15 protein-coding genes and 3 tRNA genes are annotated in these 16440 nt (G+C 61.4%); 15 read left to right on the top strand and 3 right to left on the bottom strand.

What is annotated here, in order from left to right; genetic code table 11:
* The first annotated feature begins 229 nt into the window (after window positions 1–229).
* Genes H621_RS0121385 through H621_RS0121360 form a run of 6 tightly spaced genes read left to right on the top strand, consistent with a single transcriptional unit; the run spans window position 230 to window position 6168 of the window.
* Window positions 230–1324 carry an ABC transporter ATP-binding protein gene (locus H621_RS0121385; RefSeq protein ID WP_028945319.1) on the top strand — a complete coding sequence of 365 codons (1095 nt, stop codon included), beginning with the start codon at window positions 230–232 and terminating at the stop codon, window positions 1322–1324.
* Window positions 1324–2421, top strand: coding sequence for an ABC transporter ATP-binding protein (locus tag H621_RS0121380; RefSeq protein WP_028945318.1), 1098 nt, complete (start codon window positions 1324–1326; stop codon window positions 2419–2421). The genes H621_RS0121385 and H621_RS0121380 overlap by 1 nt, the downstream gene beginning before the upstream one ends.
* Window positions 2418–3281 carry a carbohydrate ABC transporter permease gene (locus H621_RS0121375; protein ID WP_028945317.1) on the top strand — a complete coding sequence of 288 codons (864 nt, stop codon included), beginning with the start codon at window positions 2418–2420 and terminating at the stop codon, window positions 3279–3281. The genes H621_RS0121380 and H621_RS0121375 overlap by 4 nt, the downstream gene beginning before the upstream one ends.
* A 12-nt stretch (window positions 3282–3293) precedes the next feature.
* Window positions 3294–4094 (top strand): carbohydrate ABC transporter permease, encoded by an 801-nt coding sequence (locus tag H621_RS0121370; protein ID WP_028945316.1) that lies wholly within the window; start codon window positions 3294–3296, stop codon window positions 4092–4094.
* Between the two features lie 11 nt (window positions 4095–4105).
* On the top strand, window positions 4106–4378 hold the full coding sequence (locus tag H621_RS0121365; RefSeq protein WP_028945315.1) for a DUF2160 domain-containing protein: 273 nt from the start codon (window positions 4106–4108) through the stop codon (window positions 4376–4378).
* Window positions 4379–4428: 50 nt separating this feature from the next.
* Entirely contained in the window at window positions 4429–6168 is a 1740-nt protein-coding gene (locus H621_RS0121360) for an ABC transporter substrate-binding protein (RefSeq protein ID WP_028945314.1), read from the top strand.
* A 65-nt stretch (window positions 6169–6233) separates the two neighbouring features.
* Here H621_RS0121360 and folD read toward each other — a convergent pair whose 3' ends face one another.
* Window positions 6234–7088, bottom strand: coding sequence for a bifunctional methylenetetrahydrofolate dehydrogenase/methenyltetrahydrofolate cyclohydrolase FolD (gene folD, locus H621_RS0121355; RefSeq protein WP_028945313.1), 855 nt, complete (start codon window positions 7086–7088; stop codon window positions 6234–6236).
* A gap of 285 nt (window positions 7089–7373) precedes the next feature.
* Between folD and H621_RS0121350 the strand changes: the two genes are divergently transcribed.
* From H621_RS0121350 to H621_RS0121310, 9 genes are all read left to right on the top strand, one after another.
* Window positions 7374–7450 (top strand) — tRNA-Arg (locus H621_RS0121350).
* Window positions 7451–7491: 41 nt separating this feature from the next.
* A tRNA-His gene (locus H621_RS0121345) sits at window positions 7492–7567 on the top strand.
* Between the two features lie 54 nt (window positions 7568–7621).
* Window positions 7622–7706, top strand: a tRNA-Leu gene (locus H621_RS0121340).
* Between the two features lie 237 nt (window positions 7707–7943).
* Complete coding sequence (locus H621_RS0121335) at window positions 7944–10355, top strand: TonB-dependent receptor (RefSeq protein WP_158259251.1); 2412 nt, start codon at window positions 7944–7946, stop codon at window positions 10353–10355.
* A 24-nt stretch (window positions 10356–10379) separates the two neighbouring features.
* Window positions 10380–11312, top strand: a complete 933-nt coding sequence (locus H621_RS27455; protein WP_051270680.1) for a ChaN family lipoprotein — start codon at window positions 10380–10382, stop codon at window positions 11310–11312.
* Window positions 11313–11338: 26 nt separating this feature from the next.
* Window positions 11339–12283, top strand: a complete 945-nt coding sequence (locus H621_RS0121325) for a ChuX/HutX family heme-like substrate-binding protein (RefSeq protein ID WP_028945311.1) — start codon at window positions 11339–11341, stop codon at window positions 12281–12283.
* On the top strand, window positions 12280–13116 hold the full coding sequence (locus H621_RS0121320) for a heme/hemin ABC transporter substrate-binding protein (RefSeq protein WP_028945310.1): 837 nt from the start codon (window positions 12280–12282) through the stop codon (window positions 13114–13116). The genes H621_RS0121325 and H621_RS0121320 overlap by 4 nt, the downstream gene beginning before the upstream one ends.
* Complete coding sequence (locus tag H621_RS0121315) at window positions 13113–14123, top strand: FecCD family ABC transporter permease (RefSeq protein WP_051270678.1); 1011 nt, start codon at window positions 13113–13115, stop codon at window positions 14121–14123. Before H621_RS0121320 ends, H621_RS0121315 begins: the two co-directional genes overlap by 4 nt.
* 1 nt (window position 14124) lies before the next feature.
* The gene (locus tag H621_RS0121310; protein WP_028945308.1) at window positions 14125–14892 is read left to right on the top strand and encodes an ATP-binding cassette domain-containing protein; all 768 of its coding nucleotides are present in this window, start codon (window positions 14125–14127) and stop codon (window positions 14890–14892) included.
* Between the two features lie 13 nt (window positions 14893–14905).
* On the opposite strand, the gene H621_RS0121305 is transcribed toward H621_RS0121310, so the two are convergent.
* Window positions 14906–15859: a FecR domain-containing protein gene (locus tag H621_RS0121305; protein ID WP_051270674.1), complete on the bottom strand. Its 954-nt coding sequence runs from the start codon at window positions 15857–15859 to the stop codon at window positions 14906–14908.
* On the bottom strand, window positions 15856–16371 hold the full coding sequence (locus tag H621_RS0121300; RefSeq protein WP_028945306.1) for a sigma-70 family RNA polymerase sigma factor: 516 nt from the start codon (window positions 16369–16371) through the stop codon (window positions 15856–15858). The genes H621_RS0121305 and H621_RS0121300 overlap by 4 nt, the downstream gene beginning before the upstream one ends.
* Window positions 16372–16440 lie beyond the last annotated feature (69 nt).

Below are 16440 nucleotides of genomic sequence, written 5' to 3'. Positions count from 1 at the left end.
TGCTGTTGTTTTTGTGTGATCCAGTGTTGTTCAGTCCTGTTCATTGTCAATGCGTGGGTTGTTCAAGTGTTCAACGCTTGCTGTTCAATCGTGTTCAACGGCGAACAGGCATTGGCCGGGGTTCCCGGAAAAATACCGCGTTGACAATGGCTTAGCTGAAGCGCCCGGTACTGGCACGGATCTGGCTTTGTGGCCAATGCCTGTCTGATAACAACAACCAGGGCCGCCCATGTCGCTAACGCTGGAACATGTCAGCCGCACCGTCGATAACCAGCCGTGGATTGTCGATGCCAGCCTCAGTTTTGAGCCGGGCTCGTTCAATGTTCTGCTCGGTCGCACGTTGTCGGGCAAGACCAGCCTGATGCGCCTGATGGCCGGGCTCGATCGTCCCGACCACGGCCGGGTGCTGATGAACGGGGTGGATGTCACGGGCCAGCCGGTGCGCCAGCGCAATGTCTCGATGGTCTACCAGCAGTTCATCAATTACCCGACCCTGAGCGTGTTCGAAAACATTGCCTCGCCGTTGCGCCAGGCACGGGTGAGCGACGAAGAGATTCGCCACAAGGTGTACCAGACCGCGCAGATGCTGCGTATCGAGCCGTTTCTCACGCGTATGCCCCTGGAGCTGTCGGGCGGGCAGCAACAGCGCACGGCCATGGCTCGGGCGCTGGTCAAGGATGCCGAGCTGATCCTGTTCGACGAGCCCTTGGTGAACCTGGACTACAAGTTGCGCGAAGAGCTGCGTCAGGAGATGCGCGCGCTGTTTGCCCAGCGTCACTGCATTGCCGTGTACGCCACCACCGAACCCAATGAGGCGCTGGCCCTGGGTGGCACCACCACCGTTCTGCATGAGGGACGCATCGTGCAGAGCGGCCCCACCGCAAAGGTCTATCACCAGCCGCGCACGGTGTTGGCGGCGGAGCTGTTTTCCGAGCCGCCGATCAACCTGATTCCCGGGCGCATCAATGGCAACGAAGTGAGTTTCGCCGGTGCCGTGCATTTTGCGATGAACGCTGACCTGCGCCGTATCGGCGACGGCGAATACCGCTTTGGTGTGCGCCCCAGCCATATCAGCCTGGTGCCTTCCAACGACGACGACCTGGAGCTGGCGGTGCTGGTGGAATTGGCAGAAATCAGCGGTTCGGAAACCTTCCTGCATGTGCGCAACGAGCACTTTCGCATCATCCTGCACTTGCCCGGCGTGCATGAGTACAACGTCGATGCGTCGATCCGGGTGTTCATTCCCACGCATAAATTGTTCGTGTTCGACAGCGTGGGCAAGCTGGTGCAGGCGCCGGGCGTCCGTGAAGCAAGGGGTGTCTGATGGCCGAGATCCGCTTGCAGCACCTGGCCCACAGCTACAGCCGCACACCCGGTAGCGCTGACGACTACGCCTTGCGTGAGCTGGAACACGTGTGGGAGCAGGGCGGTGCCTACGCCTTGCTCGGGCCTTCGGGCTGCGGCAAGTCGACCTTGCTCAATATCATTTCCGGCCTGCTCAGCCCGTTGCAGGGCCAGGTACTGTTCGATGGCAAGGTGGTCAATGACCTCTCGCCCCAGGCGCGCAACATTGCCCAGGTATTTCAGTTCCCGGTGGTGTACGACACCATGACCGTGTTCGACAATCTGGCCTTTCCGCTGCGCAACCAGGGCATGGATGAGGCGCGGGTGCGCAGCAAGGTGGCGGAAATCGCCGAAGTGCTGGACCTGGGCCCGGCACTGAAAAGAAAAGCTCGCAACCTCACTGCCGACGAAAAGCAGAAAGTCTCGATGGGGCGCGGCCTGGTGCGTGACGACGTCTCGGCAATCCTCTTCGATGAGCCGCTGACAGTGATCGACCCGCACCTGAAGTGGAAGCTGCGACGCAAGCTCAAGCAGATCCACGAGCAGTTCAACATCACCATGATCTACGTCACCCACGACCAGTTGGAGGCCTCGACCTTCGCGGACAAGATCGCGGTGATGTATGGCGGCCAGATCGTTCAGTTCGGCACCCCGCGCGAACTTTTCGAGCGGCCGCGCCATACCTTCGTCGGCTACTTCATCGGAAGCCCGGGCATGAACCTGATCGAGGTGCAGGTCGCGGCGGGCGGCGTGCGCTTTGGTGCCGTGGTGCTGCCCTTGCCGGCATCGCTGCGCGAGCGCCTGGAACAGCTGCCCACTGCACGCTTGCAGGTCGGTATCCGCCCGGAGTTCGTCCAGGTGCGGGAGGCCCCCTTCGATGATGCCTTCAAGGCTCGCGTAGTGGATATCGAAGACTTGGGCACCTACCGGATCCTGACCCTGGAGCTTGAGGGTGTGGCGCTGAAGGTACGCCTGGGTGAAGACCGCGCAGTGCCGGAGGGGCATGCCTGGATCAGTTTTCCATCCCAGTGGCTGATGCTCTATGCCAACGATGTGCTGGTGGAGGCCATGCCATGAACAAGGTACCCAACAACAAGGCCTGGTGGCTGGTGCTGCCGGTGTTCCTGCTGGTGGCGTTCAGCGCTGTGGTGCCGATGATGACGGTGGTCAATTACTCGGTGCAGGACATCTTCGATCAGTCCAGTCGCTACTTTGTCGGCGCCGACTGGTACCGCCAGGTGCTGCAGGACCCGCGCCTGCACGACTCGTTGCTGCGCCAGTTCATCTACTCGGGTTGTGTGCTACTGATCGAGATTCCGCTGGGGATCGCCATCGCGTTGACCATGCCGACCAAGGGGCGTTGGTCGTCGCTGTGCCTGATCGTCATGGCCATTCCGTTACTGATTCCGTGGAACGTGGTGGGCACAATCTGGCAGATCTTTGGCCGTGCCGACATCGGTTTGCTGGGTGCCTCGCTCAACCAGCTGGGGATCAACTACAACTACGCGGCCAATACCATGGACGCCTGGGTGACGGTGCTGGTGATGGACGTATGGCACTGGACCTCGCTAGTGGCGCTACTGTGCTACTCGGGGCTGCGGGCGATCCCGGATGTGTACTACCAGGCGGCGCGCATCGACCGCGCCTCGGCCTGGGCGGTGTTCCGGCATATCCAGTTGCCGAAGATGAAGAACGTGCTGCTGATCGCGGTGATGCTGCGCTTCATGGACAGCTTCATGATCTACACCGAGCCGTTCGTGCTCACCGGTGGCGGGCCGGGCAATGCCACCACCTTCCTTAGCCAGACCCTCACGCAAATGGCGGTGGGGCAGTTCGACCTGGGGCCGGCGGCGGCATTCTCGCTGGTGTACTTCCTGATCATCCTGCTGGTGTCGTGGCTGTTCTACACCGCCATGACCCATGCCGACAACGACTAGGAGGCGGCCCGCATGAACCCGCGCAAGACGCTGCCCTTGTTGCTGTACATCCTGTTCCTGCTGGTGCCGATCTACTGGCTGCTGAACATGTCGTTCAAAAGCAACACCGAGATTCTCGGCGGCCTGACCTTGTGGCCGCAGGCGTTTACCCTCGACAACTATCGGGTCATTTTCACTGACCCGAGCTGGTACAGCGGCTACATCAATTCGCTCTACTACGTGTGCCTGAACACGGTGATATCGCTGGGCGTGGCTTTGCCGGCGGCCTATGCCTTTTCGCGCTACCGCTTTCTCGGTGACAAGCACTTGTTCTTCTGGCTCCTGACCAACCGCATGGCTCCGCCGGCGGTGTTCTTGCTGCCGTTCTTTCAGCTGTATTCCTCCATCGGCCTGTTCGATACCCACATTGCGGTGGCCCTGGCCCACTGCCTGTTCAACGTGCCACTGGCGGTGTGGATCCTTGAAGGCTTCATGTCTGGCGTGCCGAAGGAAATCGACGAGACCGCCTATATCGACGGCTACAGCTTTCCACGCTTTTTCGTGAAGATCTTCGTGCCGCTGATTGGCTCGGGCATCGGCGTGACGGCGTTTTTCTGCTTCATGTTTTCCTGGGTCGAGCTGCTGCTGGCGCGCACGCTGACTTCGGTGAACGCCAAGCCGATCGCGGCGGTGATGACCCGCACGGTGTCGGCCTCGGGTATCGACTGGGGCGTGCTGGCGGCGGCCGGGGTGTTGACGATTCTGCCGGGCATGCTGGTGATCTGGTTTGTCCGCAACCACGTGGCCAAGGGCTTTGCCCTGGGCCGGGTCTGAGGAGGCGTGCGATGGAGTGGATGGCCTGGACCTTGCCGACGGCGCTGTTTTTTAGCGCGATCGGCTGTTTGCTGCTGGGCATGACCCTGCTCGAGTTGCGCAAGCCCTGCGTGGAACGCCGGGGTTTCCTACCGATTGCCACCACCCGTGGCGATCGGTTGTTCATCGGCCTCCTGGTCAGCGCTTACCTGCACCTGCTGGTGATCGGGGGCGGCGACTGGAATATCTGGGTGGCCTCGCTGCTGTCACTGGTGTGGCTGTTGGTGGTGATGCGTTGGGGCTGACCGGACAGGTTCGGCCAGGCTCCGTGGGAATACACAATCGGGAGATCACGATGTTCGACAACAACAAGAACCGGCGACATTTGACCCTGGCTGCATTGCTCGTACTGGGCAGCTTCAACGCCAGCGCCTGGGCAGACGCCTATGAAGATGCAGCAAAGAAATGGATCGGCAGCGAGTTCAAGCCTTCGACCCTGACCCCGGAGCAACAGCTTGAGGAGCTCAAGTGGTTCATCAAGGCGTCCGAGCCGTTTCGCGGCATGAAAATCAACGTGGTGTCGGAAACCATTGCCACCCATGAATATGAATCAAAGGTGTTGGCCAAAGCCTTCAGCGAAATCACCGGCATCAAGTTGACCCACGACCTGCTGCAGGAAGGCGACGTGGTGGAAAAACTGCAGACCCAGATGCAGTCGGACAAGAACATCTATGACGGCTGGGTCAACGACTCGGACTTGATCGGCACGCATTTTCGCTATGGCAAGACCGAGTCCATCACTGACCTTATGGCCAACGAAGGCAAGGACTACACCTCGCCAACGCTGGACCTGAAGGACTTTATCGGCATCTCGTTCACCACCGCGCCTGATGGCAAGATCTACCAGTTGCCGGACCAGCAGTTCGCCAACCTCTACTGGTTCCGTGCCGACTGGTTCGATCGCCCGGACCTCAAGGCCAGGTTCAAGGAAAAGTACGGCTATGAACTCGGCGTGCCGGTGAACTGGTCAGCCTATGAAGACATCGCCAAGTTCTTCAGCGAAGACGTGAAAGAGATCGACGGCAAGCGTGTCTACGGGCACATGGACTACGGCAAGAAAGACCCGTCGCTGGGCTGGCGCTTCACTGATGCCTGGTTCTCCATGGCCGGTGGTGGCGACAAGGGGCTGCCCAATGGCTTGCCTGTGGATGAGTGGGGCATTCGTGTGGAGGACTGCCACCCGGTCGGCTCCAGCGTCACCCGCGGCGGCGACACCAATGGCCCGGCGGCGGTGTATGCGACCCAGAAATACGTCGATTGGATGCGTGCCTACGCGCCACCGGAAGCCCAGGGCATGACCTTTTCGGAATCCGGGCCGGTACCGTCCCAGGGCAACATCGCTCAACAGATATTCTGGTACACCGCCTTTACCGCCGACATGACCAAGCCTGGCCTGCCGGTGATGAACGCCGACGGCACACCGAAATGGCGCATGGCGCCGTCGCCCAAGGGGCCGTATTGGGAGGAGGGGATGAAACTTGGTTACCAGGATGCCGGTTCCTGGACCTTCCTCAAGTCGACGCCGGAGAAGCAGCGCCTGGCGGCCTGGCTGTATGCTCAGTTCGTGACCTCCAAGACCGTGTCGCTGAAGAAAACCATCGTCGGCCTGACGCCGATCCGCGAGTCGGACATCAACTCCCAGGCCATGACTGACCTGGCGCCTAAGCTCGGTGGGCTGGTGGAGTTCTATCGCAGCCCGGCGCGGGTGCAATGGACGCCCACTGGCACCAACGTGCCGGATTACCCACGCCTGGCCCAGTTGTGGTGGAGTCATATCGCCGAAGCGGCCAGCGGTGAAAAGACCCCGCAACAAGCCCTGGATGGCCTGGCCCGCGACCAGGACAAAATCCTCGAACGGCTCGAGCGCTCCAAGGCCCAGGCCACCTGTGCGCCCAAGCTGAACCCGGAGCGGGATGCCCAGTACTGGTTTGACCAGCCGGGCGCGCCCAAGTCCAAACTCGCCAACGAGAAGCCAAAAGGCGAGACCGTCAGCTACAGCGAACTGCTCAAGTCCTGGGATGCGGCACGCAAATAAGCCATTGCGGGCACAAAAAAACGGCATCTTCACAGATGCCGTTTTTTCACTACCCGCTCCACACCTTACTTATGCAGTTCTTCCGCTGCATACAAAGTGTTCTCCAGCAGGCAGGCCCGGGTCATCGGCCCGACGCCACCCGGCACCGGCGTGATCCAGCCGGCGCGGGGCAGGGCGGTCTCGTAGACCACATCGCCCACCAGCTTGCCATCGTCCTGACGGTTGATGCCGACGTCGATGACAATGGCGCCTTCCTTGATCCACTCACCCTTGACCAGGCCCGGCTTGCCAGCGGCAACCACCACCAGGTCGGCGCGGCCGACATGGCCGGCCAGGTCTTTGGTGAAGCGGTGGGTAACGGTCACGGTGCAGCCGGCCAGCAGCAGCTCCATGGCCATCGGGCGACCGACGATGTTCGAGGCGCCGACGACAACGGCATTCATGCCGTACAGGTCCTGACCGGTGCTTTCGAGCAAGGTCATGATGCCTTTGGGGGTGCATGGACGCAGCAGCGGGATCCGCTGGGCCAGGCGGCCGACGTTATAAGGATGGAAACCATCGACGTCTTTATCTGGACGGATACGCTCGAGCAGCAGCGAAGCATCCAGGTGGGCAGGCAATGGCAGCTGCAGCAGGATACCGTCGATGTTCGCGTCATCATTGAGGCGATCGATCAGGTCGGTCAGCGCTTGCTGGGAGGTCTCGCTGGGCAGGTCGAACGCCTGGGAGATAAAGCCGACCTCTTCACAATCTTTACGCTTGTGCGAGACATAGACTTGAGAGGCGGGGTCGGTGCCGACCAGGATCACCGCCAGGCCAGGCGTACGCAGGCCTTGCTGGCGACGCTCCACGACACGTTGGGCGATCTGCTGGCGCAGGCTGGCGGCGATCGCCTTGCCGTCGATAAGGTGTGCAGTCATGACGCGTGATTAACCATCGAGAGGGAATAAAAAGAGCGCGCATTCTCGCATGAAGGGGCCCGAGGGCAAAGGCGCTTGGTCCGGCAATTCCCCTAAGCCCTTAAATAAAATGAATTTTTTTCAAAAAAGAGTTGACGACCTAACCACTCGTCTATAACATTCGTCGCACTTGTCGGGCAGAGCCTAGCACTGGTTAGCAAGGTCAGGCAGAATGAGCGGATTTGGTAGCTTGTTCGGTACGGCTAAAAGTTAATTTGTAATCGTAACAGAAAGCAGATTAAATATGCGCCCGTAGCTCAGCTGGATAGAGCATCCGCCTTCTAAGCGGATGGTCGCAGGTTCGAGTCCTGCCGGGTGCGCCAATAGGCAGCTTAGGCACAAGTAAAGCGGTAAATGCAATATGGTGGGCGTAGCTCAGTTGGTAGAGCACAGGATTGTGACTCCTGTTGTCGTGGGTTCGATCCCCATCGTCCACCCCATATTCCAGAAAGGCGCCTGATGAAAATCTGGCGCCTTTGCTTTAAAAGCTTCACGCGGACGTGGTGAAATTGGTAGACACACTGGATTTAGGTTCCAGCGGCGCAAGCTGTAAGAGTTCGAGTCTCTTCGTCCGCACCATCCAAGCTTTCACCGCCCTTCGCTGAAGTGCGAGAAAGCACAGAAAAAGCCGCCTAGAGCGGCTTTTTTCGTTTCTGGCGATTCGCTTCTCTCCCTTCCCCAAAAATCTGATGCGGATTGGCTGCCGAGCATCTGCCTCTGAAAATTATTTAAATAATTATTATTTTCATTTCCCCTTTTCGGATCTTCGCGTGACCTCTCTACAAAGATCATTTTTCAATGTTCAGGGAGCGCCAAGTGAAGAGCACACAGCCAGCCGCCGTGCAGTGGTTGCAGCACAACGACAAGAGCAATGCATTGAAGCTGGCGCGTGGCGCGCTGACAGCCTTGACGCTGGCCATCGGGATGGCAGGTGGTTCGGCGGCGATGGCGGGCGAGACCAAGGCCGCCGAGCAGGCCAGCGCCCGCAAGCATTACGAGATTCCTTCCGGGCCCCTGGCGCCTGCCTTGAATCAGCTCGCCGGCGCAACCGGCATCATGCTGACCTACGCTCCTGAACTCAGCGAAAACCGCAGCACCCAAGGCCTCAGCGGCGACTACACCGTCAAGGAAGCCTTCGACCTGCTGTTGATGGGCACCGGTCTGTGGATCGAGCGGCTCAAGGACCGTACGTATGTGCTGCGGGTCAATGAGCAGCGTTCAGATGCCCTGGAAGTCGCGCCAACCATGGTCGGGGCATTGGCCGAGCGGCCGGGCGCTATCCAGAGCAGCCGCGAAGCGCACCCGGAGCGCCAGGACCTGAACAGCCTGGTGCGGTCGATGCCGGGCACCTACACGATGCATTCGCGTAGCCAGCCGGGCGTGTCGGTGAATATCCGAGGCCTGTCGGGCCTTGGGCGGGTCAACACCATGATCGATGGTGTCACCCAGACCTTCCGCAACAATGCAGGCCACGGTTCGGGAGGGCCAATGGCTTTTGTCGATCCCAACCTGCTGGCCGGGGTCGATGTGCAGCGTGGTTCGGTGGACGGCGCCGAAGGGGCGAACACCCTGGGTGGCACGGCGAATTTTCGTACCTTCGACATCGATGACATCGTCAAGCCTGACCACCGCGTGGGCTTTCGTTCCACCTACCGCACCGGCAACAACGGCTATGGCAATACCCGTATGTTCGCCGCTGGTGCCAGGACGCAACCTGAAGATGTCGATGGTGTGTACGGTATCGCCGCCGCCGTCAGCAGCACTCAGACTGGCGAGTACGAGACCAGTTCCGGGCAGACCAACGAGTACGACACCACCAAACAGAATCCGCGCTCCGGCCTGCTCAAGCTGCGCCTGCAGCCCAATGACATGCACCGCCTGGACCTGAGCGGGGTGAAGTACCGCAACGAGTTCTACCACAACTACCCCTGGCAGCTGGACAACGAAACCTATCGGGCCAAATACGCCTACACCCCCTACAGCGAATGGGTAAACCTGACGGTCAATGCCTATCAGAACACGACCCGGCTTGAGTATCCGCCGGTAGAAGACTCCAGCTACATTGGCCGCAAGACCCGTGACGATGCCCACGGTTTCGATTTCACCAACGTCAGTCGCTTCAACCTGGGCGAGGTGGAGGCCAACTGGAGCAATGGTGCTCGCTACTACACTGATGACTTCGTCGCCAAGACCCCGGAGAAACGCGGTGCCAACCCCGAGGGCGAGCAAGCTACCCACAGCGTGTTCAGCACCCTGGAGCTCAACTACGACATCTATGCCCTGACCCTGGCGGGCCATTACGACGGCTACAAGGTCAGCGGTCACGTACCCAAGTGCTCGATCATCGGCCAATGCCTGGACATCGGCGGTGGCGATATCGACATCACCCGCCGTGAACACAGCTTCAACCCGCGCGTCGGCTTTGCCGTCAAGCCCTACGACTGGGTGCAGCTCTACACCAGTTGGTCGCGTACCACGCGGGCGCCGCGGGTGCAGGAAATGTTCTTCGAAAAAGTCCCGCTCGAAGCCGATGCCAGCGACGCCGATGGGGTAGGGGCCAACCCATTCCTGCGACAGGAGCGTTCCACCAACTATGAGCTCGGCGTCAACTTCAGTCGTGCCGGGTTGCTCAGCAGTTCGGACTACGGGCAACTGAAGATCAACCGCTTCATCAGCAAGATCGACGGCTATATCACCCCGCAGTCTTTCGATATTGTCGACGACGATGGCGAGTATTCGGCGAAGATGAACTGGGTTAACTGGCCCGAACAAGTGCGCATGGATGGCTATGAGGTGGAAGGTCGCTACGACGTCGGCTTCTTCTATACCAACCTGTCCTGGACCCGCGCCACCACCAAGGCGCCGACCACTTCCGGCATCGAACTCGAAGACATCAACAGCCAGCCGGACCGCTACTGGACGCTGGATGTCGGCACACGCTGGTTCGACGAGCGCTTGGTACTTGGCGCGCGCGGTGAGTATTCGGGCTCGGCCGAAGAGAGCTGGGACTGGTATGAAACCAAGAAGACGCCTTCTACCGGTGTGCTCTGGGATGTGTACGGCAGCCTGCAGGTGCAGAAGAGCCTGAGTGTGTTCTTCAACGTCGAGAACGTCGCCAACAAGGTCTACAGCTACAACGCCTCGGTGGACTCGATCATGTCTGCCTCCCTGGATCGTGGTACCGGTCGCGGCCGTACCGCTTCGATCGGTTTCACCTTCGAGTACTGAGTGGCGCAGGCTGGGGAGTAATGAATGTACAAGCAAGGATTTGCAGCGCTGTGCCTGGCGCTGCTGATGGGCTGCGCCAGCGTCAATACCGCGCCACGGGAGTCGGTTTACGCCTCGATGGAAGCGAACATCGCGCAGTGGGGAGCGATTGTCGAGCTCGGCAGTGGCCGCCAGATCAGCGCGGCTGAGCTGATCGATGCACTAGCCCCGGCCAGTACGCTGATGGTCGGCGAAGTGCATGACAACCTGGCCCATCATTTGATCGAGCAATGGCTGGTCACCCGCCTGGCCGAGCGCCGTGCCCAGGGCGCTGTGGTGCTGGAAATGCTCGACAGCGACCAGCAGCGGCCGGTTGCCGATGTGCAGGCCTGGCTGCGCCAGGGCAATCAGGTGCGGCCACCGCGCTTGCGCCAGATCATGCATTGGAATGAGCGCTGGCCCTGGGAGCAGTACGGTTCGCTGGTGGAAGCGTTGATGCCGGCGCCGTTTCCGCTGTTGGCAGGCAATCTGTCGGTCACCGAGCGCAAGCGCTTGATGAGTGCCTCGGGGGCTTCTGTGCATGCGCTGTCTCCTACGCCCGCCATTGCGGCGCGTCAACGCCAACATATCGTCAGGATGCATTGCGGCCAGATTGATCAGGAGCGGTTGAACGGCATGCTTGCGATCCAGCATGCCCGCGATCTGCGCATGGCCCAGGTACTCGACAGCGCCGAGGCGCCCCGACTGTTGTTCGCCGGAACCCTGCATACGCTCAAGGGCCTGGGTGCTCCCCAGTACCTGGCCAAGGGGCCGCTGGACCCGGGCCTGAAGGTGCTGGTGATTGGCGAGCAGGGCCAGAGCCTGGCCGCTACCGATGCCGACTTTCTCTGGTTGCTGCCTGCCCATGATGCCGATGGCTCTGCGCTGGTTGCAGCCCCTGCCGAATGTGATCAACCCGTTTCAACCGCCGGGCATTGAGCCTGCCTTCTACAAGGAATTTACCGATGACTGTACTGACTGCAGCCGAACCCGGCGTGTGCCTGGATGCCGATTGTCTGCACCTTGATGTCCCTGCCGTAGAGGTGGCCGCGCACCTGCATGCGCTGGGGCCGGTGCTTACCCGCACGCCCGCCAGCCATGCGTGGATCGAACAGTTGGGGCGTTATCCGCAATCGGACGACATCAGCGAGGCTGGCCTGGTGATTGGCGACGATGGCCTGGACCTGCGGCTGAATCTGCGTGCCTGGTACTGGGTGGGCGTGTCTCATGATGCCGGCGCCGGCAGCTATGCCCTGAAGGTGTTCGATCGTCACGGGAGGCTGTTGTTGTGCGTGATGTCGGTGCCTGAATCCTCGCTGGCGGAGTGGAGGCAACTGTATGGCCGTTGTGTGGAGCGTCGGCCTGAATTCGCCCTCAAGGAACCCTTCGTCAGGCGTGAGTTGCTTGTGCCGGGGCTAGTGGAGGAGTGGGCGGCAATGAACAATGTCCATGAGCATTTTGCCTTGCTCAAGCGACATGGCCTGACGCGTTACGAGGGCAATGAATTGGTGACGCCCCAATTCGCCCGGCGCCTGGCCGAGCGCAGCCCGGTTGCGCTGTTTCGTCAACTGGCCGGCAGCGGGCTGGAGTTGATGCTGTTTGTCTACAGTGCGGGCAGTGTGCAGATATTTACCGGGCAGTTGTCGGGCATGCATGCCTATGAAAACCGCCTGGTGTTCGAAATGCCTGCAACGTCGCTGGCCGCTGCAACCTGTTTCAGCATTGTGGATGCCATGGAGGCGCAGACCTGGCGCGTGCACAAACCCAACGAGCGCGGTGGAGTGACCAGTCTTGAGTTGTTTGATGCCGGGCAGCGCTTGATCGTTCAGGTGTTTGCCCGCCGTCCGGCCGGTGAGCCGGAGCAAGTGGCCTGGCGCCAGTGGCTGGATGCGCTGGAGGTGATGCAATGAAGGGGCTTTGTCTGGGCGTATGCCTGTTGGTTGGCAGCATAGGGGTGTATGCAGGTGGTCAGGCGGCGGACACATTGGTCATTGGCAACGACCTCGCTGAAATTGTCGAGCGCCTGGATGCCGGTGCGCAGTTGGTCGGGCGTGATGACTCCAGCCGCTATCCGCCAGCAATCGCCAGCTTGCCTTCGGTGGGCTACCTGCGTCAGTTGTCAGCCGAAGGAATCCTCTCGCTCAAGCCAAAGCGAGTGTTGATCAGCGATGCGGCGCGGCCGGTGATCGTGTTGCGTCAACTGCAAGCGCTGGATCTTGAAGTGATCAGTGTCGCTCGCGGCAAAGGGATCGGCGACATAGCCGGCAAAATCGAACAGGTTGCCCGGGTGATGGACCGCCAGGCGCAAGGGCACCTGTTGGCCGAGGAACAGCAGCGCCTGGCGGCCGAGCTGGCCCGGATGCCGGTGCTCGAAGGGCCAAGGGCACTGTTCATTTTCAATCGGGCCGGCATGACCCCATTGATCATGGGCCGGGGCACCGAAGCCCACGCAGCTCTTGAACAGGCGGGTATCGAAAACAGTGCGCCCTTCAACGCCTACAAGCAGGTGGCGGCGGAGGCCATGGTGGCCCTGGCGCCTGATTTTGTCATTGTCAGCAAGGCGGGGCTGGAGGCGCTGGGTGGGGAAGAAAACCTCTGGCAACTCGGCGGCCTGGCCCATACGCCCGCCGGACAGCAGCGCCGCCTGGTCCAGGTTGATGACCAGGCATTGCTCAACCTGGGGCCGCGCACGGTCCAGGCCATGTTGCAGTTGCGCCGTGATGCCGGAGCCTTGTTCCCATGATGCAGGTGCGAGGTGCTTCGACGCAGACTCTTCTGTTGATGCTGGTGGGGTTGTGCCTGTTACTGGCGGTGTGCTCGTTGGTGGGCAGCATCGGGTTGTCGCCGGCGATATTTGTCGGCGTGATGCCTGCACCGCTGGAGTGGCAAGTCTGGTACGAAGTGCGCCTGCCGCGCCTGCTGCTGGCTGTGCTGGTGGGCTCCACCCTGGCGGCGGGCGGTACGGCCATGCAGGGCCTGTTCCGTAATCCGCTGGCAGATCCGACCTTGCTCGGTCAGGCCAGTGGCGCCGGGCTTGCGGTATCGGTCTGGGTGGTGCTGGTCAATGGCCGTTTGCCGGGCTTTGAGCTGTACGGGCAGTTTTTTGCAGGCTTTATCGGTGCCTTGCTAGTGACCCTGGTGATTTTCCGCATCGGACGGGGCAATCGGGGGCGTGAGTCCACTATTACCTTGCTGTTGGCAGGGCTGGTCATCAACACCCTGACGGGCGCGGTGGGCGGCATTCTTGCCTATGTCGCCAGCGAAGAGCAGCTGCGTCAGTTGAGCTTGTGGGGCATGGGCAGTCTCAGCAGCGCCCAGTGGTCGACCCTGAGCGTGGCCTGCATGGTGCTGCCGCCGGCGCTGTGGGTGCTGGCGCGGTGCGCGGCGGACCTGGACCTGTTCCAGCTGGGCGAGGTGTCAGCCCATGCTGCCGGCCTGAACGGCGGTCGCCTGAAAAGCCGGGTGGTCCTGGCGTCCTCGCTGGGGGTGGGGCTGTGCGTGGCGCTGACCGGGATCATCGGTTTCATCGGCCTGCTGGTGCCGCATTGCTTGCGCCTGTGCTTCGGGCCTGGACATCGGTTGCTGATACCGGCGTCGATGCTGAGTGGCGCCATCTTGCTGCTGCTGGCCGACACCCTGGCCAGAAGCCTGACCAGCCCCGCAGAAATTCCGGTAGGGCTGGTCACCAGTGTGATCGGCGGGCCCTACTTTTTATGGCTGCTGCTTGGGCGCAAGGTGCGGGAGTTCTGAAATGCTTGAACTGATCGATGTCAGTCTGGCGCAGCCGTTTGCGCTGGGGCCTTTGAAAGCCTCTATAAAGGAAGGGCAGTTGCTTGGCCTGATCGGGCCCAACGGTGCCGGCAAAAGCACGTTGCTCTCCCTGATCTCCGGCTACACCCGGCCAGACAGTGGCCAGATTCGCTTGCTTGGCCGGCCGCTGTCCGATTTCAGCGCCAGGCAACTGGCAAGCCGGCGCGCCCTGGTCACCCAGCAAATGGACAGCGTGTTTGACTGGCAGGTGCTGGAATTCATCCAGTTGGGGCAGCAGCATATCGGCGAACCGTGCCCGGGAATCATCGATGCCCTGGATATCCGTCATCTATTGTCACGCGGCGTGTTGTCGCTGTCGGGCGGGGAGTTGCAGCGGGTGACCATCGCCCGCGCCATGAACCAGTTGGCGGTGAGTCCGGCTGCCAATGTGCGGGGTGACAACCAGGAGCGCTTGCTGTTACTTGACGAACCCACCAGTGCGCTGGATGTCGGCCAGCAGCAGAATTTGATGCGGGTACTGCGCTCGTTGGCGCGCTTGCCACGCATTGCGGTGGTGTGTGTGCTGCACGACCTGAATCTGGCCGCGCGCTACTGCGACCGATTGTGGTTGCTGGAGCACGGCAGGCTGTGCGCCGAGGGCACGCCGGTGCAGGTGCTCAGCGAGGAGCGGATCGCCGACGTGTTCGGGGCGCAGGTCAAGGTGGTCGCGGACCAGTCGCAGGGCGTGCGCATCGATCTGCTGTCGTGAGCGTCGTGCCCGGTCAACGGGCGCTCAGGGTGATCCAGTAGCGGGAGCGGCGTTGTACTTGAATGGGCAGCGCGTGGCTCAGGGCATGGAGTACTGCGTCGCTGTCGCTCAGCGGATACACGCCGGAAATACGCAGGCCGGCCACGTCTTCACTGCAGCGCAGCACGCCTGGGCGGTAGCGCGCCAGTTGCCGGGCAAAGGCGTCCAGGCGCATGTCCTCGGCCACCAGCAGCCCTTTGCTCCAGGCCGGTTCCAGGGCATCGGGGGTGTTTGCGCTGGCCTGCCAGGTGTCCAGGCGGCTGCGTTCGCCGGGTTTCAGGCGCAAGGTATTCAAAGGGGCGTTCTGTGGCTGGAGTTCCACGCTGCCTTCAAACAGCGACACCCGGGTGCTGGTGTCCAGCAGTTCGACCAGGAAGCGCGTGCCCAGGGCGCGAATGCTGCCCTGCGGGGTCAACACGCTCAATGGCGCTGCGGCGTAAGGGGCGGCATGGCCGCTGTTGATCATCAGGCGACCGCTGTTGAGTTGCAGGTGTCGGTACTCGGCGGTCAGGTACACCACCACTTCGGTCTCGGCATCCAGGGTCAGCTGGCTGCCGTCATCAAGGTGCAGGGTACGGGGCGAGCTGGCGCCGTTGTTGTAGGCAATACCGGCGGTGGACTGGCTGCGGTAGAGCAGTTGCCCTGCGCATCCAAACAGGCCGAGCAAGGCCAGGGCCTTGATTGCGCTGCGGCGACTGCTGCCCTGGTCCTTGGACAGGCTCTGGTAGCCGGCGCGCCGGTCCAGGCCCGACAAGCGTTGGCGCAAAGCGTGAATATGCAGCCAGGCGCGCTCGTTCTCCGGGTCGGCCATGCGCCAGCGGTGCAGAGCCTGTTCTTGTTCGGGGTTGAGCGGGCCGTCCATGGTCTCGGTCAACCACTGGGCCGCTTCGCGAGTGGTGCGGGCGTTGAACGGGCTGGGTCGGCTCATGATGGCTGGGCAAAAAAGCAGTGTTGATTGGCGCGCACCAGGTACAGCTTTACCGAACGGGTGCTGACCTGCAGGCGTTCGGCAATCTCGGCTATTTTCAGGCCTTGCAGGTGCGACAGCAAAAACGCCTCGCGCACCCTGGCAGGCAGGGCGTCGAGCATACGGTCAAGCAGGGTCAGGGCTTCGAGGGCCAGCAGGCGGACTTCCGGTGAGGGTTCCACTGTCTCGGGCAGCAGCGCCAATGCCTCAAAGTAGGCCTGCTCGACCATGCGCCGGCGATAGGCATTGGCCATCAGGCGCCGGGCCACCGTGGACAGGAAGGAACGGGGTTCGCGGATCTGGAACAAGTCCTTGGTGCTGAGGATGCTCAGGAACGTGTCCTGGGCAATGTCGGCAGCATGCTCCGGGCAACCGATGCGCTGACGCAGCCAGCGGTGCAGCCAGTGATGATGATCCTGGTAGAGCGTGTGCAGGCAGGCGTTGAGTGAGGTGGGGGTAGGGCTGGGTTCCATCGGGATGCTTGCCGGTGTGGAGCGAAAAGGTGCCGCAGTATATCGATTATCATTATCAAATGATAATAA

It is taken from the genome of Pseudomonas vranovensis DSM 16006, from assembly GCF_000425805.1.
Taxonomy (GTDB): Bacteria; Pseudomonadota; Gammaproteobacteria; order Pseudomonadales; family Pseudomonadaceae; genus Aquipseudomonas; species Aquipseudomonas vranovensis.
Note: the sequence above shows the minus strand (reverse complement) of the source record. Positions and strands in the feature narration are given on the sequence as shown.